Source organism: Vibrio sp. 378, assembly GCF_033339435.1.
On sequence record NZ_JAWOUO010000007.1, the window covers coordinates 1 to 22,813 of the forward strand.

The window sequence follows — 22,813 nt, forward strand, 5'->3', positions numbered from 1 at the left end:
AGCCAAACGGTGAACTTCACAGTAGCGCCTGTGGCAGACATCGTGGCAGACAACGCGACGGTTGTGGAAGACACGCCAACCATCATCAAGGTCTTAGGTAACGACACGTTCGAAGGCGACGACAAAGTGGTGTCGCTCGATACCAATAACGGTCCAGCCAACGGCACGGTCTCGGTCAACCCGGACGGTAGCGTAACCTACACGCCAAACGACAACTTCCACGGCACAGACAGCTTCACCTACATCGTCACCTCCGGTGGGGTATCGGAGTCCACCACGGTGAACGTCGATGTCACACCAGTGAATGACAGGCCTGACAGTGAGGACTTTACGCATGTTACTGACAAGCCTTTGACGCAAGTTGTATTTGATACTGATACGAAACCTTTAGGTGATGGCGACTCTCAGGATCATATAGCGGATATTGAAGATGACTTAAATGGCAACGATTTGCATGTGCGGATTACTGAACTACCGACCTCAGGAACATTGTTCTTCAGAGATAACAACGGTGAACTGCATGAAATAAAAGAAGTCAGTGACACTCTTTATGAAAAAGATAGCCTTTACTATGAAGCTGATAATGTGGGTTTCTTATTAGGTATCAAGGATCGCCCAGATACACCAAATAGTTCCGAGTCTACAACAGATTTCAATAATTGGGGGCTAAGTGAGGACGGAGGTCCATCACACTCCCGTACTGAGTATTTAGTTAATGGTTCCTCCATCACTATATCTTCTGATAGTGGTGAACTTGCTCAATACAACCGCCAAGTGTCACATATCGGAAACGGTATTGCTGACAATGATGGGCAGGGTATTGAGAAAGGCGAGACAATTACGATCGATTTGTCTAATAACCCTGTGGGCAGCGTAAACCTTGGCTTAGATGGATTAGGTGGATTGTTTGATTACGGTGATGACAACGCTGCGCTTATTACGGTTACGTATTTAGATTCAAACAATATCGAACAGACTCAAACGTTCGAGTTCTTGAAGCCTGAAGGCAACTTCATGCTATTCCAAGAAACAAGCGTTGGTTTTGGGCAAGAACTAGCTCTTCCTGAAGGTTCGGTCATTACTCAGTTAGATTTTTCTACGAAAAATGAAGGGAACTGGGAGTTACGTTATGTAGAAGGTATTCCTGCCGGAGATAGCTTTGGATATGTGGCAGTCGATTCTGAAAGTGGAGTTAGTGATCCGTCTACGGTCAATATCGTTAACGAAATACTAGATGGTAATGTTGCGGAAAATGGACCTGTGGTGGAGAGCATTGCAGGTGTTACTGTTGTTGAGGGTGACAATGTCACGTTTTCTGTTTCACTAAATAACGCGACAGATCAGACCGTTAAGTATCAAGTGGATTTCTCTGCAGAGGGTTCTAGTGTGAGCTCTCAAGACATTGATTTGTCGAACGCAACTTTTACTAATGGCGTGAAGTATTTGGGCGGATACCTTATTGTCCCAGCCGGAGTGAATGGCTTTGAGATTACCATTCCAAGTATTGATGATCAGTTGGTTGAATCAACAGAGAGTCTTGTGATTAAAGTCGGAGATGTGTCTGGCGTTGGCTATATTGATGATAATGATGTTCCGCCAGCAGTTCAAAGCAACGAAATTTCCGGATTAGAAGACGAAGCTATTGTTATAACACTAGAACATTTAGGCATCGTTGATAGTAGTATAAGTGTTGAGTTTGACACTTCTGCTCTAAATGGCTCACTGCAAGTGAAAGGTTCTGATGGTTGGGAAGCGGTTTCTGGAAGTGTGCTCGCTTCTGATATCGAAAATGGTCTTGTTCGTTATGTTCCTGCTGAACATGAATCTGGTGCAAATGTTTTCGATAAAGACGGTGTTGGGAACGGCTTGGATACTTACGAGCAGATTCATTTCACTGTTAGTGATGGCAATTCTTCTGCTTCAGGTACGTTGAGTATCGACATAGAGCCTGTCGCGGACCCAATTAAGATTGACCTTACTTTCGGTCCAGTAACGTCTGTACCTGTGACACTAGGCGGAAGCTGGTCTACAGACGAAGAACTTAAAGATCTGCTTGAGGCAAGTAATTTACCAGGGCTTGACTTTGAACATGTGGTGACACAAACGTTTAATAACGGACATGTTGGTAATGACTTAATGCTAAGCGGTGACACTGAATCGCCACTGAGCTTTGTCGGAGATCAACAAGCAGGTGCGAACGTTGATGCTCAAGGCAGTGATATCTTTGTGACTGGAGGAGGTAATGATTCTATCTATGGCGGTATTGGTTCATTAGATGATCAAGCGGAGACGGACACAGTTGTTTACTCTGGCAAGTTGTCTGATTACAACTTCAACTATTACCCTGCATCTGACCACTCAGAGGTCCCGTATTGGATTGTCGAAGATAGCCGATTTATTGATACAAAAGATGTTGTTTCGAGCACTCATAAAGAGTCGGGTGACCACCTTTATGAAATTGAACAACTTATCTTCCAAGATGCCATTATCAAGCTAAATAACAACACAGGAGAGTATGTTGTACTTACAGAGCAGCAAGTCTCTTTTGAGCTGAACCTTGATCTTATCGATGTGGATGGCAGTGAGTCATTCATTAACGATAGCGTCACCTTAACGGGAATTCCTTCAGGGCTAACATTAGAGGTGAATGGCAAAACGGTTACTGAAAACAGCGATGGTTCTTACACGGTTGACCTTTCAAGTGCACCAAATCAAACCAGTCATCAACTAAGCGGTACGATTACTGTACCAGCCGATTACAATGGTTCGTTAGATTTTGATGTAACAGCGACGGCAGGAAGTGTTGAAGTTAATAACAATACTCAAATGGGAACGGACACGGCTTCTGTTTCAGTTCGAGATTATGATTTTGTTTCCGGTACGCATGGTGATAACAAGATAGCTGGATCTGATAGCAATGATGTGATTGTTGGCGATGTTCAAGGATTACAGATTGTCGAGGGGCAGGACTACAACATTGCTTTTATGCTCGATACATCAGGCAGCATGGGTTACGACGTTGGTCTAGCGCTAGGTGAGCTAAAAACAGTGCTGAATACTCTTACCGAAAGTGCTAGTGGCCCTCATTCGGGCAAAGTGAACGTTTTATTGACCACATTTGCTACTGGGAGCTCTCAGGTACTTGAATTAGATTTGAGTGCTGACAACGCAACATCGCAAATAGAGTCTACATTGGATGCAATTTTACAAATCGGTGATGGTAATACAAATTATGAAGCCGGGTTCCAATCTGCACTAGACTGGTTTGCTAATGCCGATAGTGGCGCAACAAACCTAAGTTATTTCATATCTGATGGTCAACCAAACCAAGCTACGGATAACAATACGAGTTGGTTTAGTGGTTGGGAGGGTGTCGTACTTGGCGTGTCAGAACAAAAGTTAGTGACGCTAGCGGATGTTTTGCCAAGTGATTACAGGTTTGGTGATACAGTCACATACAACAATAAAACAATCATAGATTTTCGCGGGGCGGTGTATTCGCTCTCTACTGGTGAACAGGTGGGGAGAATGCTTAACTCATATGTCTATGATGATTATGGAAATAATGTTCTATCTCAAGCGAATAATGCATATCAAGCATTGGCTGAATTTAGTGAGGTTCGTTCGATAGGTCTTGGTCGCTACTTAGATGAAGATTCGTTAGAAAACTTCGACTCTGATGGTGTAGTAAGAGCTAACATAGATGTAAACCAACTAGCAGAAGTGATCCTTGGTAAGGAAGTTTCATTGATGCAAGGCAAAGATGAGATTAACAGCCTTGATGGAAATGACATTATTTTTGGTGATGCCATGCGTTTCGACGTCGATGGTGAGCAAGGAGTTTCCGCGCTACAAAACTACGTAGCATCTCAACTAGGTAAGGATGTTTCGTTAGTTACGAAAGAAGAAGTTCATCACTACATTACTGAAAACCAAGCAGAATTTGAACAGTCTCGTTATTACGACCAAGCAGACACCATCTCTGGTGGTTCAGGTGATGATATTTTGTTTGGACAAGGCGGTGACGACAAGCTGTTCGGTGGTGCAGATAATGATATTTTAATTGGTGGTTTCGGCAATGATATTTTGACAGGGGGGGACGGTGAAGACATCTTTAAATGGATTGATGTGTCCAATGAACGCGACACTGTCACTGACTTCAATAAAGATGAAGACACTCTAGACTTCTCTGATCTCTTTGATGACTTATCTAAAGATGAAATTGGAGAGCTTCTTAATGATCTTCAATCAGGTGATCATACCGGTGATGTCGGAGAGTATCACGTAGAAGTGGCACCAGATGGCAGCTCTGAGACAAACCTGAGTATTACAAAAGGTAGCTCGACATTAGACATCCATTTTGACGGTGCAAGCGTTGATGATGTGACTCAAAGCTTGATTGCAAGTTTAGAGGCGCAATACAAAGATATGTAGTGGCGTTACCATTTAGGTAAAATTGAAAATCAAAAAAGGTCTAGCAATTTGCTAGACCTTTTATTTTTACGTTCTGTTTATGGTTGTGTTAGCTTTTTGGAAGTGTAGTGAAAACGGTCCACTCTTTCTTAACTTCGCCCTTGTGACCAATCACTGTTGCGGTTACTCGACGGTTTAGCGCGTGACTCACTTGGTCAGTGCCTTGTGTTGCAAGCACTGTGTCCCCATAGCCCACAATGGTAACTCTATCCCCACTAATACCATTCGTCATGAGTTCTTTTCTAACGTTCTCAGCCCGGCGCTTGGATAAGTCGAGATTGTGTTCTGCAGTACCAGTGCGACTAGCATAGCCCTGAATCTCGATAGACGTATTTGGGTACTCTTTCAAGAAATCGGACAACTCACGAATTTGTTGCGTAAAGATAGGGTTTATAACATCGGAATCGTTCGCAAATAGGACTCGAATTTGCATTTCTTGTGAGGAGTCGACATACGAACCGCAGCCATCGTTATCTATCTCGGCTCCTAAAGGAGTACCCGGACACAAATCGCGCTCGTTAATAACACCGTCTGAGTCATCATCTATATGATCAGCCCACTGATCGGCAATTGGCGTATCGATGTAATCATACTCATCGCCTTTATCGGATGAACTGCATGCCGAAATCATCAATGAGAGTGCAATAAGAGTTATGTGTTTCATAATTAATACTCCACTTCTTCTAGCCATTCTTTAGGCATTTCGACCCTTAATGCACTCAACAGTTGACCTGTTGCGTTCATCACTCGATATTTGGCGTACTGCTCTGCGTATTTAGAATCTAAGTAGTCTTTACGCGCCTCAAAGAGCTCGTTTTCAGTGTTCAATAGATCAAGCAGTGTTCGTTTACCGATGCGATATTGCTTCTCGTAAGCAATTACGGTCTCAGACGCAGAGTCAACATGATCTGACAGAAACTCTTTTTGTTGTAATGTTAAATCAAGCGCACTCCAAGAAAGTCTTAACCCTTCTTCAACATTGCGATAGGCACCTTCACGCAAGTCTTTTGCTTTATTTAGCTGGTAGGCGAAGTTTTCTGAGTTCGCTGCATCACTGCCGCCATTAAACAGGTTGTAGCGTAGACGCAGCATGGCAAGTGTCTCATCACTGCGACCTTTTAAACCATCAGCGTCGTCACGCCATGTTTGCGAAGCTTCAATGGAAATGGTTGGGTAGTTAACACCTTTAGACTGTTTGTATTGAAACTTAGCCGAGTCTACGTCTGCGAGTGCGACTTGAATAACGGGGTGCAGTTCAAATGCCAAGCCTACCGCTTCATCAATTGTGTACGGAATAAAGTTTTGGTCCGCTCTCGGAAAGATTAGCCCTTGCGGTGTTTGACCGACTAAACGAGTGAACATCGTGTGAGAGTCATACAGGTTATTTTGAGCAGCGGCTAAGTTGCCGTGTGCTTTTGCCAAACGTGCTTCTACTTGCGTTAAGTCAGCGGTAGAGCCGATACCCGAGTTGACTCGTTTTTTAATGTCATCGTAGATATCTTTGTGAACAGCCAGGTTGTTTTCAGACAGCTTGAGTATTTCGTAAGCTTTTACAGCGTCTAGATACACTTTGGTGACTTCAAGTGCTTTATCCGATGCGTCGGCCAAAAGTTGAAATCTTACTGATTCAGCATCCGCTGCAGTTCGGTCGATATCATTAAGAGTCGCACTGCCGTCCCAGATAAGTTGGGTTAGTGTCACCGATGCTTCTTTTCGAGTGTAATCTGTATCTCCACGTCCCACCTCGTCAGAAGGGTCTAATCCTTCATACCCAATACCCGCATCTAGATCAATAGAGGGTAAGTAAGCACCCGAAGATGCTTCATTTACGTATTTTCGGCTCGTAAATTCATTAAATGCACTCTTAATGTCAGGGTTGTTTTTTAACGTCAATGCCACGGCTTGCTCTAAAGTTTGACCGAAAACGGGTATAGACACCATTAAACTACAGCAGCAAGCAATATTTAGTCGGTTCCATTTCACGGTATTTCTCCTAAAAATTCGTGTTGCTTTTTGCTATTTCATCTCATAACTGAGACGAAACATCATAAATAACAGTGCTTGAGTAAGGGATTTATCAACCTACTGTTAAAACAAAGCTTTTGTTTCAAAAATCCAAGATTTCGCCTTTTAAAACCTTAGCACATATGTCGAATGTTGCTTAGCAACATAGCAAGTTTAGCTCGGAGAAAAGCTTGAATTCTTAATATCATAGCGTTTCACGGCCTGTGTCACTCTGCGCTTTTTTGTAACTCTGCCCCTAGAGTTATCAAACGTCCTACAAGCTACACATACAACGAAAATATGATGATTTTGACTAAACTATAGACGTAAATGTAGGGGTGACAAACTTTTGACTTGGTTTGAAGTGGGGCGAGGTAGATATGGAACGTGTAACTTTTAGCTCATTGGCGGGCAACATTGTCGTTATCGGGTTGGACGGGGAGATTAGGACTTTAGGTCAGGGTCAACTACCTCAACCAGGAGAGTTAATAATCGATGAAGTATCAGATACTTCTGAACTTGTTATCGAGCAGGTGACACCACAAGGAAGTTCAATAAATGTAACTGATGATATCACTGCGTTAATTGAAGCAATTGCGAGTGGGGAAGACCCGACAGAGCTGGGTGAAGAGTTTGAACCTGCTGCAGGTGAAGGAAACGGGTCTAGCCCACAGAATACGGGAGCTATAGATCGCACAGGTGCTGAATTACTCGCTAGTACCAATTTTGAGACAGTGGGAACTGACGGAACAGGATTTTCAAGTACTCAAGTAGAGACGCTACTCGATATTCTCCAAATACAACCACCAGAACCAACAGCAACCCCCATTCCTGCAACGATAATTGTTCAGGAAATATCCAGTCCGACTATCAACGAAGGTGATCAGGTTGTATTCGATATTACTTTAAACCAAGCAACAGAGGACAATACTGATGTCACTTTGTCGCTACTTGATGGCACCGCAACTGGCGGTTCAACTGACGAGAGCGGAAGTGACTACGTTAATGAGCGTGTTCTCATAACATTTTCTGATGGTACAACGGAAGAAATCTTGGTTGATGATAACGGTACTTTTACAGTCTCGGTCCCATTAGGTGAAAGCGGGTTTACGGTTTCTCTCGACTCTATAGATGACTCTATATTCGAAGGCCCAGAAACGTTTACGCTTTCTGGCACAACAGAAGAACAAAATACACCTGCAACCGGGGTGGCAACCATTGTTGATGATGGTAGTGGGCCAGGTTTAAGTCCTGATGATGATCGCCCAACGGTAACGATGAGCGATGCAGGGATAGTTAATGAGGGTGAAACGGCTAGCTTTAAAGTGTCGTTATCTAATCCATCAGCTATAGATGTTGAGGTTGAACTGACTCTCAACTTAGGTGACACCGAAGCCGGTGACTTAGGTCTCTTAGAATACAACACGGGAAGTGGCTGGGTTGCAGTGCCAAATGATGGTGTGGTGACGGTGCCAGCCGGGCAAACCGAATTTGATGTGCGTATCGCTTCCATTGATGACACCGTTTATGAAGGCCCTGAAGACTTCAGTGTGACCGTGACTGGCATTGGCGCAGTACAAGGCAGTGATACGGGTACGGCAACGATAGTGGATGACGGTAGTGGTCCAGGACCTGATCCCGATGATGACCGCCCAAGTGTGACTATTACCGATGCTGGCATTATTAATGAAGGTGATACGGCGAACTTCAAAGTGACGCTATCGAATGCCTCCGAGTCCACTGTTCAAGTCGAGCTAGGCCTCAACTTGGGTGACACTGAAGCCGGTGACTTAGGTACCTTAGAATACAACGCGGGAAGTGGCTGGGTTGCAGCGCCAAATGATGGCGTGGTGACCGTGCCAGCCGGGCAAACCGAGTTTGATGTGCGCATTGCTTCTATTGATGATGCCGTTTATGAAGGCCCTGAAGATTTCAGTGTGACAGTAACTGGCATTGGCGCGGTGCAAGGCAGCGATACAGGTACGGCAACGATAGTGGATGACGGCAGTGGTCCAGGACCTGATCCCGATGATGACCGCCCAAGTGTGACTATTACCGATGCTGGCACCATTAATGAGGGTGAGACTGCGAACTTCAAAGTCACTTTATCGAACGCGTCTGAAGCGGAAACGCAGGTGGAACTGGGTCTTAATCTTGGCGATACCGAAGTTGGAGATTTGGGCACCTTAGAATACAGCACGGGAAGTGGCTGGGTTGCAGTGCCAAATGATGGTGTGGTGACGGTGCCTGCCGGGCAAACCGAATTTGATGTGCGTATCGCTTCCATTGATGACACCGTTTATGAAGGCCCTGAAGATTTCAGTGTGACAGTAACTGGCATTGGCGCGGTGCAAGGCAGCGATACGGGTACGGCAACGATAGTGGACGATGGCAGTGGTCCGGGTCCCGATCCGGATGATGACCGTCCGAATGTGACCATCTCTGATGCTGGCATCATTAATGAAGGTGAAACAGCTAACTTCAAAGTGACGCTGTCGAACGCGTCTGAAGCGGAAACGCAAGTGGAGTTGGGTCTTAATCTCGGCGATACCGAAGCCGGTGACTTAGGTACCTTAGAATACAACACCGGAAGTGGTTGGGCTGCAGTGCCAAACGATGGCGTGGTGACGGTGCCAGCCGGGCAAACCGAATTTGATGTGCGTATCGCTTCCATTGATGACACCGTTTATGAAGGCCCTGAAGATTTCAGTGTGACGGTGACTGGCATTGGGGCGGTACAAGGCAGCGATACAGGGACGGCGACGATAGTGGATGACGGCAGTGGCCCGGGCCCTGATCCGGATGATGACCGTCCAAGTGTGACTATTACCGATGCTGGCATTATTAATGAGGGTGAGACTGCGAACTTCAAAGTCACCTTATCGAATGCCTCCGAATCTGCAGTTCAAGTGGAACTTGGCCTCAACTTAGGTGACACCGAAGCCGGTGACTTAGGTACCTTAGAATACAACACGGGAAGTGGTTGGGTCGCAGTGCCAAACGATGGCGTGGTGACGGTGCCAGCCGGGCAAACCGAATTTGATGTGCGTATCGCTTCCATTGATGACACCGTTTATGAAGGCCCTGAAGATTTCAGTGTGACAGTAACTGGCATTGGGGCAGTGCAAGGCAGCGATACGGGTACGGCGACGATAGTGGATGACGGCAGTGGCCCGGGCCCTGATCCGGATGATGACCGCCCGAATGTGACCATCACTGACGCTGGCACGATTAATGAGGGTGATACGGCGAACTTCAAAGTGACGCTGTCGAATGCCTCCGAGTCCACTGTTCAAGTCGAGCTAGGCCTCAACTTGGGTGACACTGAAGCCGGTGACTTAGGTACCTTAGAATACAACGCGGGAAGTGGTTGGGTTGCAGTGCCAAATGATGGTGTGGTGACGGTGCCAGCCGGGCAAACCGAGTTTGATGTGCGTATCGCTTCCATTGATGATGCCGTTTATGAAGGCCCTGAAGATTTCAGTGTGACAGTAACCGGCATCGGGGCGGTGCAAGGCAGTGATACGGGTACAGCAACGATAGTGGATGATGGCAGTGGCCCGGGCCCTGATCCGGATGATGACCGCCCGAGCGTGACTATTACCGATGCTGGCATTATTAATGAAGGTGATACGGCGAACTTCACAGTCACCTTATCGAACGCGTCTGAAGCGGAAACGCAGGTGGAACTGGGTCTTAATCTTGGCGATACCGAAGTTGGAGATTTGGGCACCTTAGAATACAGCACGGGAAGTGGCTGGGTTGCAGTGCCAAATGATGGTGTGGTGACGGTGCCTGCCGGGCAAACCGAATTTGATGTGCGTATCGCTTCCATTGATGACACCGTTTATGAAGGCCCTGAAGATTTCAGTGTGACAGTAACTGGCATTGGCGCGGTGCAAGGCAGCGATACGGGTACGGCAACGATAGTGGACGATGGCAGTGGTCCGGGTCCAGATCCGGATGATGACCGTCCGGTTGTTGCGGCAATTAGTGATACAACCGTAAACGAAGGTGAGTCTGCTACGTTGGTTGTCACTTTGAGTAACCTAAGCACTACGGATACTCTCGTTAATCTGGCACTTAATGATGGCACAGCAGAGGGAGGGGTAGATTACACCAAATCGTCTGTTACTGTTACCTATGCAGATAGTTCATCAGACGTTATCCCTGTGAACCCTGATGGTACATTTAATGTGTCCGTACCAGCTGGTGATATGACCTTTGACGTTGTGATAAGTACCACCGACGATGAGCTGTTCGAAAGCGATGAAAATTTCACATTAATTGGACAGACCGAGATACAAACAACTCCGGTTACAGGCACGGTAACGATTCTTGATAACGATACAGTCAGCGTTGCCTCTATTTCTAGTGAAGTGGTTAATGAAGGTGAACCTATCATTTTTGATGTTACTTTAAGTAACCCTAGTGATAGTGAAAGTTTGGTCAATATGGTGCTCGCTGATGGTAGCGCAGAGGGGGGCATAGACTACATCAATACATCGGTTACAGTTACCTATGCGGATAACTCAACAGATGTCATTACTGTCAACGCAAACGGAACATTTGATGTTTCAGTTCCCGCGAACGACGTCTCATTCAGCGTCACAGTGAATACTATTGATGATGACCTATTCGAAGGCGCAGAGACTTTAACACTCTCGGGTAAAACTGCCACTCAAATTACATCTGCAATGGGTATAGGGACTCTTCTTGATGATGGTTCGGGGCCAGGACCTGATCCAGATGACGATCGCCCAACAGTGGCAGCGATTACCTCTACAACGGTAAACGAAGGTGATATTGTAACACTAGATGTAACGTTGAGTAATGAAAGCACCACCAACACCACTGTCAATATGATGCTGACTGACGGATCAGCAGAAGGCGGTGTGGATTACACCGATACTTCAGTAACAATTACTTATGAGAGTGGCGGCATAGAAGTCGTTACGGTAAATCCAGATGGCAGCTTTATTGTCGATGTGCCCGCAAATGATACGACTTATAGTGTTTCTGTAAGTACAACAGATGATGACTTATTCGAAGGACCTGAAACCTTTACGTTATCAGGTAACACTGATAACCAAGTTGGCTCTGTGATTGGTACCGGTACTATTGTTGATGATGGTAGTGGCCCAGGACCAGATCCTGATGATGACCGACCGACTGTAGCAGCGATTACGGATGCCATAGTTAGTGAAGGTGAGCTGGCAACGCTTGAAGTCACTTTAAGCAATGCAAGTACCACAAACACCGTTGTTAATATGACATTAGCAAATGGGACAGCTGAAGGAGGTTCGGATTATACAAATACGACAGTAACCGTTACCTACGCTGATAGTAGTACCGACGTTATTTCAGTGAACCCAGATGGTACGTTTGATGTCATTGTACCAGCTTTAGACACAACATTTAACGTTACTATGGTGACGTTAAACGATGATATTTATGAGGGTGATGAGAACTTTACATTATCCGGTGCCACTGCTGTGCAAACAACTGCTGCGGTCGGTACCGTAACGATTAACGATGATGCAGACATACCAACTGTCACTGAAATTACGGATATTCAAGTGGTGGAAGGTAACGATGCGAAATTTAACGTTACACTGAGTAATGCAAGTGCGGTTGCGATTATGGTTAGTATGTCTCTCTTAGACGGAACCGCTGTCGCTGGAGATGATTTTAACGCTACGAGTGTGACCATTACTTATGCTGATAACACGACGGAAGTTATTGCGGTAAACCCTGATGGAACGTTTGATGTCTCCGTACCTGCGAGTGATACTAACTTTAGTGTTACGGTAAACACTGTTGAAGACCAGATTTATGAATCTTCAGAAAACTTTGTTTTAACTGGTTCGATTCAAGGGCAATCACCTGCAGCGTCAGGCCTTGGTACGATTATTGATGATGACAATACACCTCCGACAGTAGAAGACTTTGGCATTTCGGTTGACCTTAGTGTGGGAGGAGACGCTTTAATTGACTTTGCACCACATGCGCAAGACTTTGAAGATGACTTTGATCTTCAAGATGATAAAGAAACGAGCATCTGTGTCACGACGCTTCCAGACTATGGCTATCTCTATTACTTGGATGATCAGAACAATGAAGTCATATTGGACATTGGTGATGTGATTCCAGAAACTACGGAAGTCAGGTATGCACTAACGGAAGACTTCTTTGATGAGCAAAGCTTTGATTCCCAAGATTTACTCGATGAATTTTCTAAAGACTTCATTGCCGATTCAGTCGATGTTAACGGTTTAAGTTTCTTTGGAGGAACCATTGATGGTAATGGTGACTTTGTCAATAATGCTCAAATCAAGGTCGACTTTGCCGCTCAGCAGGTAGGTTTAGTTGTAGTGTCACCGGGCGAAACTGGCCAAGGGGATGAAATTAGTACGAGTGAGTTCATTGCCATTGAATTAGATGAAGGGCTTGAAGCTAGAGAAGCAAGGTTAAACCTAGCAAGCTTGAATGATAGGTTTAACAGTGGCGGCGCTTGGATTCAAGCATACTTTTATATGGGCGATACTCTTGTTGATATACAAACCATACACACCAGTGACATCGTATTTACTGGTAATCAAGAAGGTTACGCTGACGTATCGCTAAGTAATGGCAGTTTTGATGAGATTCGCTTGTTCCCTGAAACAGACAGTTCAAGTGATAAAGCCAGCTTTACTCTAGTTGGTACTCAGATTACAAGTTTTAATAATGTAAACGACTCGTTTGATTACAAAGCGATTGACTCAGATGGTTTAGAAAGCGATACCACTGCAACCGTTGATATTGATTTTAACAATGTCTCTTTTGAAACAGTGACCGCTTTCGGTACACAGACTGCTTCGTTACAGCAAGAGCCTAATATCATCATGGGAACAGACCAAGATGATGTTCTTGTAGGCACCGATGGTAATGATATTCTAATTGGTGGTCTAGGTAATGATATTTTGACTGGTGGCGGAGGTGATGACATCTTCAAGTGGACAGAGATGCAATCCGCAACTGACACCGTGACGGATTTCAGTGACGGGGATCAGCTCGATTTTACCGATGTATTTGATGATATGAGTGGTACTGATATTTCCACATTACTTGATGATCTCGGCTCTGGCGATTATCACGGAAGCGTGGATGATATCACGGTGGCGGTGACTGAAAGTGGAGGTAACTCAACTCTGACCATAAATAAAGATGGACAACAGTTGGAGGTTAATTTTGACGGAGCTTCTGCTTCTGATATTGCCAATAGTTTGATTTCTAATCTTGAACAATTACGAGAGTAAATGATTCAAAATGAAAAACGGAGCGAAAGCTCCGTTTTTCATTTAGTAATGCAGTAAGTTCAGGCAATAATTAAAGCACTTTACATGCAAAACCTTTTAAGTAGAAACCTTCTGGATATGCGGTATCGGTTGGGTGGTCAGCGGCTTGCTCAAAACGCTCCACAAACTTTACTTGGCGGTTAGCGTCTACGGCTGCATCAGCGATGATTTTCTGGAACAGAACTTGATCCATCAAGCCAGAGCACGAGTAGGTCAGTAGCGTGCCGCCCGGTTTTAGAATTTGCATTGCTAGCATGTTGATGTCTTTGTAACCACGACATGCGCCGTTTAGTTGTGCTTTGCTCTCTGCGAACTTCGGTGGGTCCATGATCACAACATCGAACTGAGTTCCTTGATCACGATACTCACGAAGCAGCTTAAACACCTCTGCATTTAGGAAGACGGCACGCTTCTTCGAAATATCAAACTCGTTTAGTTCTGCGTTGAATTTTGCGGTATCTAAAGCAGGTTGTGACACGTCAGCGTTAATCACACGCTTTGCATCACCTTTTAGAGCGTAAAGTCCGAAGCCACCAGTGTAAGAGAAGCAGTTAAGAACTTCTTTGCCTTTCATATATTTCATCGCTTGCTGGCGACTATCACGTTGATCTAGGTAGAAACCTGTTTTGTGTCCGCCAACGATATCTACACTAATCTTTACGCCATTTTCTTCGATGACGACCGATTTAGGTGGCTCTTCGCCGTGCAAGACGCCCGTGATCTCTTTTAAACCTTCTTTTTTACGAACGGCCACGTCAGAGCGCTCGTACACATTACAATCAGGGAAGCACTCAACCAGAGCGTCAACAATAGCCTGCTTATTGTGTTCTGCGCCAGCACTGAGAAGTTGGCACACAAAGAAATTTTGGTAACGGTCGATCGTAACGCCTGGTAAGCCGTCAGACTCTGCTGCGATAAGGCGATAACCCGTAAGGCCATCACGTTCGATAATGTCTTCACGAAGAAGTTGTGCGTCTTTAAGTCGTTTAACGAAAAACGCGGTGTCGATTTCTTCTTTATCAAAACTCCAAATACGAGCACGAATTTGTGAAGCTGGCGAATATGCCGCCTTAGCTAGCCATTTACCGTCGTGAGTGAATACATCAACCGTTTCGCCAAGAGCAGGTTCGCCCTCAACTTTGTTGATGCCTCGAGAGAAGATCCAAGGGTGCTTGCGCTTGACCGATTTCTCACGACCTTTAACCAAATAGATAGCAGCTGTCATTTCATTAGCTCTTGTTGAATTTTGAAAGGGGCGTATTGTCCGGGATGTGAATGGTAAAAGCAATATCCCTCGGCAATCCAGTACATTGTAGTGACTTTTAAATACAAAAAAGGTCACTAAAGTGACCCTTTTATTTGAATTTGCTGTAACAGATTCCGTTGCTATGCTTTAAGTCCAGTAAGTAGTGTTTCCATGGTGTCGCTTTGCTTACGCAGTTGATCAACGTTTTGTGAAGTCGTGCTTATCATATTGCACACGTTATCTGCTTGAACTCGAATCTCTTCAACGCTTGAGGCGATATTGTCCGCGACTACACCTTGCTCTTCAGCTGCTGTTGCAATTTGAATGCTACTGTCGGAGATAGTTTGATTTTTATCTGCCAAAGAGCCGATTTCGTGATTCACTTCCGTCATGAGGTTTTGTCCCTCATTTGCATTATTAACTGTCACTTCCATCAGCTTAGTAAGCGACTGGCTGTTACGCTGTAATGATTCAATCATCGTTTGGATTTCAACTGTCGCTTGCTGAGTGCGTCCCGCAAGAGCGCGAACCTCATCCGCAACGACCGCAAATCCACGACCTTGTTCTCCAGCACGTGCAGCTTCAATAGCCGCGTTCAGAGCAAGTAGGTTGGTTTGCTCGGAGATCCCATTGATGGTTGTCACGACTTCATCAATTTGTGCTGCATTGGCATCTAACTCGGCAACGGCTTGAGACGCAGATTGAATCTCATTAGAAAGGTTCGAAATCGAGTGAAGCGTATTCTCAACTTTCACTTGTCCAGACTGAGCCACGTTTCGCGCATCATCGGTTTGCGTGCTTGAATCGTGAGCTAGTGTCGCGACTTCTCGAATCGTTGATGCCATTTGTTCCGTTGCACTCGCAAGAGAGTTGAGGTGTTCCTGCTGAGTCGCTGAAATATCTGAACTGTGATGAATCGATTGATTCAGGTCTGAGCTAATTTGTTGCATTAACGCCACAGACTCTTGAATCGACAGCACCATTTGTTGCTCTCGTTCTGCAACTTTGTCTATCGTAATAGCAATTTCACTAAACTCGTCGCGAACAGGGAAGAAGTTCATTCTCGCAGTTAAGTCGCCACCCGCAAGAGTGTTTAATGCTTTGTTCATCGTGAACATCGCGCCGCCAATAAACGTCATGATGTAGTAAACGCCAAGAGCGAGAATAAACAAGCTCACACAGATAATGCTTACTTGAGTCGTTGATAGGGCAGCCCATAAAGAAAGTTCATGGTTCGCAACCAAACTGTACGTACCATTTAAAACAGACACGGATTGCGAACCAGAGCCAATAGAAACGGTTTCTGAACCAGCGATGAGGCTTGCTACTTGAGATTGAGAAAGGTTGCCTGCCTCTATCAGACCTTTCATAAGCATGAGCTCTTCTTGGTACATATTTGAGATCAGTGTATTAGCCGCGCTATTAAGGACGAGTGTGAGAATGACTAAAGCAAGAAGAGGGAGAACGAAGAGCAAATAGAACTTTTCTTGAATCTTTAAGTGAATGAGATACTTATCAATCCAGCGGAATGGAATTTCTTTCATAATTATAATAACCGTGCAAAAACCCACTATCCTTAGTGGGGTGAATAGACGCAAAGAATATATCACTCAGTAAAAAGAAGCGGTACAAAGATGAACGTAAAGTGTGAGAGATTTATAGTAAAAGGTCACGTTCAAGGCGTCGGCTTTCGTTACCATACTTCCCATCAAGGATTGAAGCTAGGGTTAACAGGTTATGCGAAGAACCTAAACAATGGTGATGTTGAAGTGATGGCGTGTGGAACAGACGCGCAAATAGTTGCGTTTTCGGAATGGTTACAAGAAGGACCGCGAACGGCAACAGTAGAGCATGTGATGCAGGAGCCTGCGTCGTATAAGCCGTTACGCGGTTTTAAAATTTTATGAATCTACAAGCATTTAGCTGGCTTTGGTAGGCCGGCTAATTTGGTTGCTTGTTTGGCTGGTCCCTTTTTAAACAGCTTGAATAGATACTTACTGTTACCTTTTTCCGGGCCGTGCGCTTTTTCCATCGCTTTCACAAGCATACGTACTGCAGGGGAGGTATTAAACTCTTCATAAAAGTCTCGCACAAAATGCACAACTTCCAAATGAGCATCCGTAAGCTCGATGTCTTCTTCTTTTGCTAAAAGCTCAATCATACCTTCTTCCCATTGAGTATGATCCAATAAGTAGCCTTGAGCATCCGTTTCAATTTCTTTGCCGTTGTAAACGAACATAACGTTTTATCCGTTAAGTAAACATGGATGTTTATAGATTAGCGACAGCCGAGAATGTTCTCAACAAAAGAATCTCGAAGTCGTATCGAGCGAATCAAAAGCGTACAAAGTAGTGGCCTATAACTGAATACTCTTAAATTATATTTTAAGCATAAATTTGTTTTTTTATTCGTGTTGTTAGAAAATTTTCGGGGTTGATATCGGTGGTTTTGCATTGTTATGCAATTCGCCTGGTGTGATTGATTTGTCAGTTATATTTATTGTTTTAGATAAGTCGATCACAACGAATATAAACTAGTTTTAAATCAAAAGAATAAATTGAAAAAAATCGTTATGTTCACCCATGCTTAACAACAACACGGAGCAATTCAGGAGTGTATGGAGTGGTCGAATCTTTTCGTTTCCATTGGATGGGCGGTACTGCAAGCATGCTTTAGCATTTTCTCTTTTCTATGTCTGACGGGATTTGTAAAACATAATCCTATAAAACCGAAGTATGCTTGGTTGCAGTACATCTATGGGCCGTTACTTTTTTTGACTTGGGGAGTCATGTTAGTGACACCGATGATGTCGGCCTACATATTTTTTAGCGTAGCTGGTAAATCAGTAGTCTGGTTGCCCGCGCTCAAGATGTTCGGTTATTGGTGGGTTGCGTTTGGAGTATTTTGCTTCTTGTCATCAGTCGATGAGCGATTGCGAAGTCGCGGTTTGAATTAAGACAAGTTATACCCTGAAATCAGTTTACAAACTGAGAGAGGTGATTATAAAGCGCTCATACAAGCGATATAGCGATTGTTTGAGAATTAATAGCTTAAACGTTGTGTTTGTTTTCATAGACCGATATTCTCATTGGATTAATGAAAGCCTGTATTCAGGTTAGAAACAACAATGATGACAAGGAGTTAGTCATGTCGAAACAACGTTACATTGAGATTAATGACAATGTAAAATCCACTTGGTCCATCGAGCGTATTTGGCAACTTGCAGAATCCTTACCTGTAGAAGAAATTTCGATTGATGATATCAAAGGCCCAAATGAAGTGACTTGGTTTAGTCATGAAGGGCCACAGCCAACCTGCCGCGAAATTGCAAAACATTGCCAACGAATCAACAATGCTGATTTGTCGTATCCGGTAATCTTAACCAGTGACTATCGTGTTTTTGACGGTATGCACCGAATCGCCAAGCAAATCATGTTAGGAGAGGAAACGATCAAAGTGAGACGCTTTAGAGAAAATCCAGAAGCTGACGAAGTTATCGAGTTGTCAGTAGAGCAGGCGTAATACACTGAATTGCACACAAAGAAAAAGCCCGAAGGAATTACCTTCGGGCTTTTTGATTCTACTTAACGAGAAACGATTAATCGTCGTTCATAATACCTAGAATGCTTAGTAGGCTGATGAAGATGTTGTAGATTGATACATACAAAGTTACTGTCGCAGAGATATAGTTTGTTTCACCGCCACGAATAATGCTTTGTGTTGTCATCAGGATCGCCATAGTAGAGAAAATGATAAACAAGCTGCTCAACGCCAAGTGTAACAGGGTTGATTGAATAAAGAAGCTTGCAATCATGCCCACAACCAGCACAACAAATAGTGATAGCATTAAGCCACCCATCATCGATAGGTCACGTTTCGTTGTTAGTGCGTATGCCGATGCTGCCATGAAAGATAGTGCCGTACCACCGAGTGCGGTTAATACGATATCGCCCATGCCTGCACCGATGTACATGTTTAGAATAGGGCCAACGGTGTAACCTAAGAAGCCAGTAAATAGGAACGTAAACACAAGGCCAAGACTGTTGTTACGGTTTTTTTCTGTTAAGAATAATAGGCCGTAGAAACCAACCAGCATTAGGATGATACCTGGATGTGGAAGGTTAAATGCCATTGCAACGCCAGCAACGACTGCCGACCATAAAAGTGTCATTGAAAGTAGAGCGTAAGTATTACGCAATACTTTGTTCGTTTGTAGAGCACTTTCTTGAGTTGAAGTGCGGGTAAACATTGGACTGTTCATAATCTTCCTCGATAAGAGACTTTCTTTTAAGTACATTTATGGGATTGAAAGTTCAAAAAATCAAGCCCTAACCATACGTAACTTAGATAAAATAATAATAGAAATAAGATGTTATGTATTTGGCAACTTGTAACACAATATTACTGCCTAGCATAGCTATGTTGATTCTTACACAGATTTTTGAATTTAGTAACAAAAAGCACTGGCTTCACAGAAACCAGTGCTTTTTTATGTCGATTCGGCTAAATCTTAGTGGTGTAAGATTTGCGCTAGGAAGTTTTGGGTCCTATCCGATTGAGGATTCTCAAAGAAATCGACCGGGTTGTTTTCTTCGATGATCTCTCCTGCGTCCATGAATATCACGCGATCGGCAACTTCTTTAGCAAAGCCCATTTCATGTGTCACACATAGCATAGTCATGCCTTCCTCGGCGAGTTCGACCATTACATCCAGTACTTCGCGAACCATTTCCGGGTCGAGTGCAGATGTTGGCTCATCAAAAAGCATGACTTTAGGGTTCATACACAAAGAGCGAGCAATCGCCACACGTTGTTGCTGACCACCAGACAACTGACCGGGATACTTCTCCGCTTGGTCTGGAATTTTTACACGTTCCAGATATTTCATCGCAACTGCTTCTGCCTCATCTTTTGGCATCTTCTTCACCCAGATAGGCGCGAGCGTACAGTTTTCCAGTACGGTTAAATGAGGGAAGAGATTAAAGTGTTGAAAGCACATGCCCACTTCTCGGCGCACTGCTTCAATGTTCTTTAAGTCTTCAGTTAATTCCGTACCAGAGACGTAAATGCTGCCTGCTTGGTGCTCTTCAAGACGGTTAATACAGCGAATCATCGTTGATTTTCCCGACCCTGATGGACCACAGATAACGATTTTCTCGCCGCGCTTAACGTCGAGGTTAATATTTTTTAGTACGTGAAACTCACCATACCATTTATTCATGTCCTTCAATTGGATCATGTAATCTTGTTGTTGCGTCATAATACGTCCTTGATCTTGATGAGTTATCGTTTGTGACCGGTATGAAGTTTGTTTTCAAGCCATATCGAATAGCGCGACATGCCAAAACAAAATACCCAAAACACTAACGCGACAAATACATAACTTTCTGTAGCAAAACCTAACCATTCAGGGTCGGTGTTTGCTGCTTGCCCTATACCGAGTACGTCAAACATACCAATGATGAGTACCAAACTGGTGTCTTTAAACAAACCGATGAAAGTGTTCACGATAGAAGGAATAGTAATCTTTAGCGCCTGTGGCAAGATAATCAGCCCAGTCTTTTTCCAGTAACTTAACCCAAGCGCATCAGCGGCTTCATATTGACCTTTAGGAATGGCTTGTAGACCACCGCGTACCACTTCTGCCATGTAAGCTGAGGCAAACATAACCACACCGATAAGGGCGCGAATCAGTTTATCTGTCTCTGAACCTTCAGACATAAATAATGGAAGCATAACCGAAGCCATGAACAAAACCGTAATCAGCGGAACGCCACGCCAAACTTCAATGTAGACGGTACAAATGCTGCGAATGATCGGCATCTCTGAACGTCTACCAAGCGCAAGCACCACACCTATTGGCAGTGAAACTACGATACCAACTAACGCAATAATGAGCGTAACGAGTAGTCCACCCCATTTGTGTGTATCGACCACTTCTAGTCCAAAGACACCACCGTATAAAAGTCCAGCGATGATGAATGGGTAGATGTTTACGAAGAAAAGCCAAATCCACATCCGTTTCGGTGTCTTCTCATACGCGAGTAAAACAGTAAATATGGCTAATGTGATATAGAACAGGCGAGGGCGCCATAGTTCGGACTCTGGATAAAAACCATACATGAACTGCTCCCAGCGCACGCTGATAAATACCCAGCAAGCACCATCTCGGCTACAGTCGTCACGCGTTGAGCCAATCCAGTCTGCGTTAATAAACGCCCAATCCACGATATACCATATTGCAGTTACGACAATATACGCAAGAATGACAGTAACAATGGAATTGATAGGGCCATTAAATAGATTTTTCCGCATCCAACCAACGAAGCCTACAGTATTGGCGGGTGGTGGGAGATCCGGTTGAAATTGATGAGTACTCATATTATCTCTCCACCAGCGCGACTTTACGGTTATACAAGTTCATTAATGCAGACGTAATCAGACTTAATGTCAAGTACACGCCCATCGTCATCGCAATGATCTCAATCGCTTGTCCCGTTTGGTTCAGGGTAGTACCAGCAAACACAGAGACAAGATCTGGGTAACCAATCGCCATCGCTAACGATGAGTTTTTGGTGAGGTTGAGATATTGACTGGTTAAAGGTGGAATAATAATTCGTAACGCTTGAGGAATGACAACAAGCTTTAAAGTTTTCGAGCGTGGTAAGCCTAGCGACATCGCTGCTTCGGTTTGACCATGACTAACCGCATTAATACCAGAGCGAACAATCTCAGCAATGAAAGAAGCTGTATAAACACTCAATGCCAAAAGTAGCGCAGCCAATTCAGGAATAATGCTAATACCACCTCGGAAGTTAAACCCTTTTAGTTCAGGATAATTCAGTGAAATTGGCATACCAGCAAGGAAGTACACAACCAATGGAAGGCCAACAACTAAACCCAAAACTATTCTTCCCATTGGGGTTTGTTGCCCAGTGAGACGTTGCTTATTATTCGCCCATATATTAATTAATAAGCTTGCGATTACCCCGAAGATTAACGCCGCAATAACGTAGCTACTGCCAGGTTCCATAGTCGGTGCAGGGAAATATAAGCCACGAACGTTCAGGAAAATAGCTTCACCAAGACTTAAGCTTTGGCGTGGTGAGGGTAATGCTTGAAGAACAGCGAAATACCAGAAGAATATTTGCAGAAGAAGGGGGATATTTCGGAAAGTTTCGATATAAACTGCCGCTAAACGACTAACTAACCAGTTAGAAGAAAGGCGGGCAACCCCCATGGTAAAGCCAATCACAGTAGCCAGAATAATACCTAATACAGAGACTAACGCCGTATTAAGAAGGCCGATGATAAATGTTCTACCGTAAGAGTACGTTTCATCGTATTCAATTAATGTTAACCCAATACCAAACCCGGCTTCTTGATTCAGAAAACCGAAGCCCGTTGCAATACCACGAGCATCTAAGTTATTGAGAGCGTTGTTTACAATCGTGTAAAAGAAAAATACCAGTGCAGCAATGGCAATGATCTGGAAAATAGCAGAACGAAAGGCAGGATTATAAATCAGGCTCTTGCTTCCGCTTGGTTTGGACATCGTACTTGGCGATGCATCTTGTGTCGGTTTCATACAGCGATAACCTCAAACCTTAGTTATAGATATCGGCCTGTATAACGAAGTTTCGTCCTTGCTGGCTAAAGAATAACGCTCTCATGTCTAGTGGCTTACGAACCTTTAAAGCCGTTCCACCAAGCGAGCGCTTTTCGCCATCCAATGAGCGATCCTTACTCA

Annotated in this window: 14 protein-coding genes; 4 read left to right on the forward strand and 10 right to left on the reverse strand. The window is 44.3% G+C overall.

The genetic code is table 11. The features are described 5' to 3' along the window. A partial coding sequence (locus tag R7Q48_RS14110) for an Ig-like domain-containing protein (protein WP_318132337.1) occupies positions 1-4,434 on the forward strand: 4,434 nt, incomplete at its 5' end. Positions 4,435-4,522: 88 nt separating this feature from the next. Here R7Q48_RS14110 and R7Q48_RS14115 read toward each other — a convergent pair. After that, on the reverse strand, positions 4,523-5,137 hold the full coding sequence (locus R7Q48_RS14115; RefSeq protein ID WP_031781371.1) for an OmpA family protein: 615 nt from the start codon (positions 5,135-5,137) through the stop codon (positions 4,523-4,525). Between the two features lie 2 nt (positions 5,138-5,139). Continuing rightward, complete coding sequence (locus R7Q48_RS14120; protein WP_195723090.1) at positions 5,140-6,456, reverse strand: TolC family outer membrane protein; 1,317 nt, start codon at positions 6,454-6,456, stop codon at positions 5,140-5,142. A gap of 401 nt (positions 6,457-6,857) precedes the next feature. On the opposite strand from R7Q48_RS14120, the gene R7Q48_RS14125 reads away from it, so the two are divergent. Beyond that, the gene (locus R7Q48_RS14125; protein ID WP_318132338.1) at positions 6,858-13,778 is read left to right on the forward strand and encodes a Calx-beta domain-containing protein; all 6,921 of its coding nucleotides are present in this window, start codon (positions 6,858-6,860) and stop codon (positions 13,776-13,778) included. Positions 13,779-13,848: 70 nt separating this feature from the next. Here the strand turns inward: R7Q48_RS14125 and R7Q48_RS14130 are convergent, their stop codons facing one another. Then, the gene (locus R7Q48_RS14130; RefSeq protein WP_318132339.1) at positions 13,849-15,042 is read right to left on the reverse strand and encodes a class I SAM-dependent methyltransferase; all 1,194 of its coding nucleotides are present in this window, start codon (positions 15,040-15,042) and stop codon (positions 13,849-13,851) included. 161 nt (positions 15,043-15,203) lie between these two features. Beyond that, on the reverse strand, positions 15,204-16,607 hold the full coding sequence (locus tag R7Q48_RS14135) for a methyl-accepting chemotaxis protein (protein ID WP_318132340.1): 1,404 nt from the start codon (positions 16,605-16,607) through the stop codon (positions 15,204-15,206). Between the two features lie 90 nt (positions 16,608-16,697). Here R7Q48_RS14135 and yccX point away from each other — a divergent pair, with 90 nt between their 5' ends. Further along, positions 16,698-16,970 carry an acylphosphatase gene (yccX, locus tag R7Q48_RS14140; RefSeq protein ID WP_017634611.1) on the forward strand — a complete coding sequence of 91 codons (273 nt, stop codon included), beginning with the start codon at positions 16,698-16,700 and terminating at the stop codon, positions 16,968-16,970. Positions 16,971-16,972: 2 nt separating this feature from the next. On the opposite strand, the gene R7Q48_RS14145 is transcribed toward yccX, so the two are convergent. Continuing rightward, positions 16,973-17,302 carry a TusE/DsrC/DsvC family sulfur relay protein gene (locus R7Q48_RS14145; RefSeq protein WP_005377396.1) on the reverse strand — a complete coding sequence of 110 codons (330 nt, stop codon included), beginning with the start codon at positions 17,300-17,302 and terminating at the stop codon, positions 16,973-16,975. A 908-nt stretch (positions 17,303-18,210) separates the two neighbouring features. On the opposite strand from R7Q48_RS14145, the gene R7Q48_RS14150 reads away from it, so the two are divergent. After that, on the forward strand, positions 18,211-18,585 hold the full coding sequence (locus R7Q48_RS14150; protein ID WP_005377398.1) for a chromosome partitioning protein ParB: 375 nt from the start codon (positions 18,211-18,213) through the stop codon (positions 18,583-18,585). Between the two features lie 76 nt (positions 18,586-18,661). On the opposite strand, the gene R7Q48_RS14155 is transcribed toward R7Q48_RS14150, so the two are convergent. The 5 genes from R7Q48_RS14155 to R7Q48_RS14175 all read right to left on the reverse strand — a co-directional run bounded on the left by R7Q48_RS14155 (position 18,662) and on the right by R7Q48_RS14175 (position 22,796). Then, complete coding sequence (locus R7Q48_RS14155; RefSeq protein ID WP_025766607.1) at positions 18,662-19,324, reverse strand: Bax inhibitor-1/YccA family protein; 663 nt, start codon at positions 19,322-19,324, stop codon at positions 18,662-18,664. Positions 19,325-19,573: 249 nt separating this feature from the next. Further along, positions 19,574-20,323, reverse strand: coding sequence for an amino acid ABC transporter ATP-binding protein (locus R7Q48_RS14160; protein WP_005377400.1), 750 nt, complete (start codon positions 20,321-20,323; stop codon positions 19,574-19,576). A 23-nt stretch (positions 20,324-20,346) separates the two neighbouring features. Next, positions 20,347-21,444, reverse strand: a complete 1,098-nt coding sequence (locus R7Q48_RS14165) for an amino acid ABC transporter permease (RefSeq protein WP_005389988.1) — start codon at positions 21,442-21,444, stop codon at positions 20,347-20,349. Position 21,445: 1 nt separating this feature from the next. After that, positions 21,446-22,651: an amino acid ABC transporter permease gene (locus R7Q48_RS14170; RefSeq protein WP_170890643.1), complete on the reverse strand. Its 1,206-nt coding sequence runs from the start codon at positions 22,649-22,651 to the stop codon at positions 21,446-21,448. A gap of 19 nt (positions 22,652-22,670) precedes the next feature. After that, on the reverse strand, positions 22,671-22,796 hold the full coding sequence (locus R7Q48_RS14175) for a hypothetical protein (RefSeq protein WP_262601749.1): 126 nt from the start codon (positions 22,794-22,796) through the stop codon (positions 22,671-22,673). Positions 22,797-22,813: the final 17 nt, after the last annotated feature.

Bases quoted from the DNA above. Each gene is read 5' to 3' on its own strand.
- R7Q48_RS14150 (WP_005377398.1), top strand. From the start codon at position 18,211: ATGTCGAAACAACGTTACATTGAGATTAATGACAATGTAAAATCCACT.
- R7Q48_RS14155 (WP_025766607.1), bottom strand. From the start codon at position 19,324: ATGAACAGTCCAATGTTTACCCGCACTTCAACTCAAGAAAGTGCTCTA.
- R7Q48_RS14125 (WP_318132338.1), top strand. From the start codon at position 6,858: ATGGAACGTGTAACTTTTAGCTCATTGGCGGGCAACATTGTCGTTATC.
- R7Q48_RS14165 (WP_005389988.1), bottom strand. From the start codon at position 21,444: ATGAGTACTCATCAATTTCAACCGGATCTCCCACCACCCGCCAATACT.
- R7Q48_RS14145 (WP_005377396.1), bottom strand. From the start codon at position 17,302: ATGTTCGTTTACAACGGCAAAGAAATTGAAACGGATGCTCAAGGCTAC.
- R7Q48_RS14170 (WP_170890643.1), bottom strand. From the start codon at position 22,651: ATGAAACCGACACAAGATGCATCGCCAAGTACGATGTCCAAACCAAGC.
- R7Q48_RS14115 (WP_031781371.1), bottom strand. From the start codon at position 5,137: ATGAAACACATAACTCTTATTGCACTCTCATTGATGATTTCGGCATGC.
- yccX (WP_017634611.1), top strand. From the start codon at position 16,698: ATGAACGTAAAGTGTGAGAGATTTATAGTAAAAGGTCACGTTCAAGGC.
- R7Q48_RS14130 (WP_318132339.1), bottom strand. From the start codon at position 15,042: ATGACAGCTGCTATCTATTTGGTTAAAGGTCGTGAGAAATCGGTCAAG.
- R7Q48_RS14135 (WP_318132340.1), bottom strand. From the start codon at position 16,607: ATGAAAGAAATTCCATTCCGCTGGATTGATAAGTATCTCATTCACTTA.
- R7Q48_RS14160 (WP_005377400.1), bottom strand. From the start codon at position 20,323: ATGACGCAACAACAAGATTACATGATCCAATTGAAGGACATGAATAAA.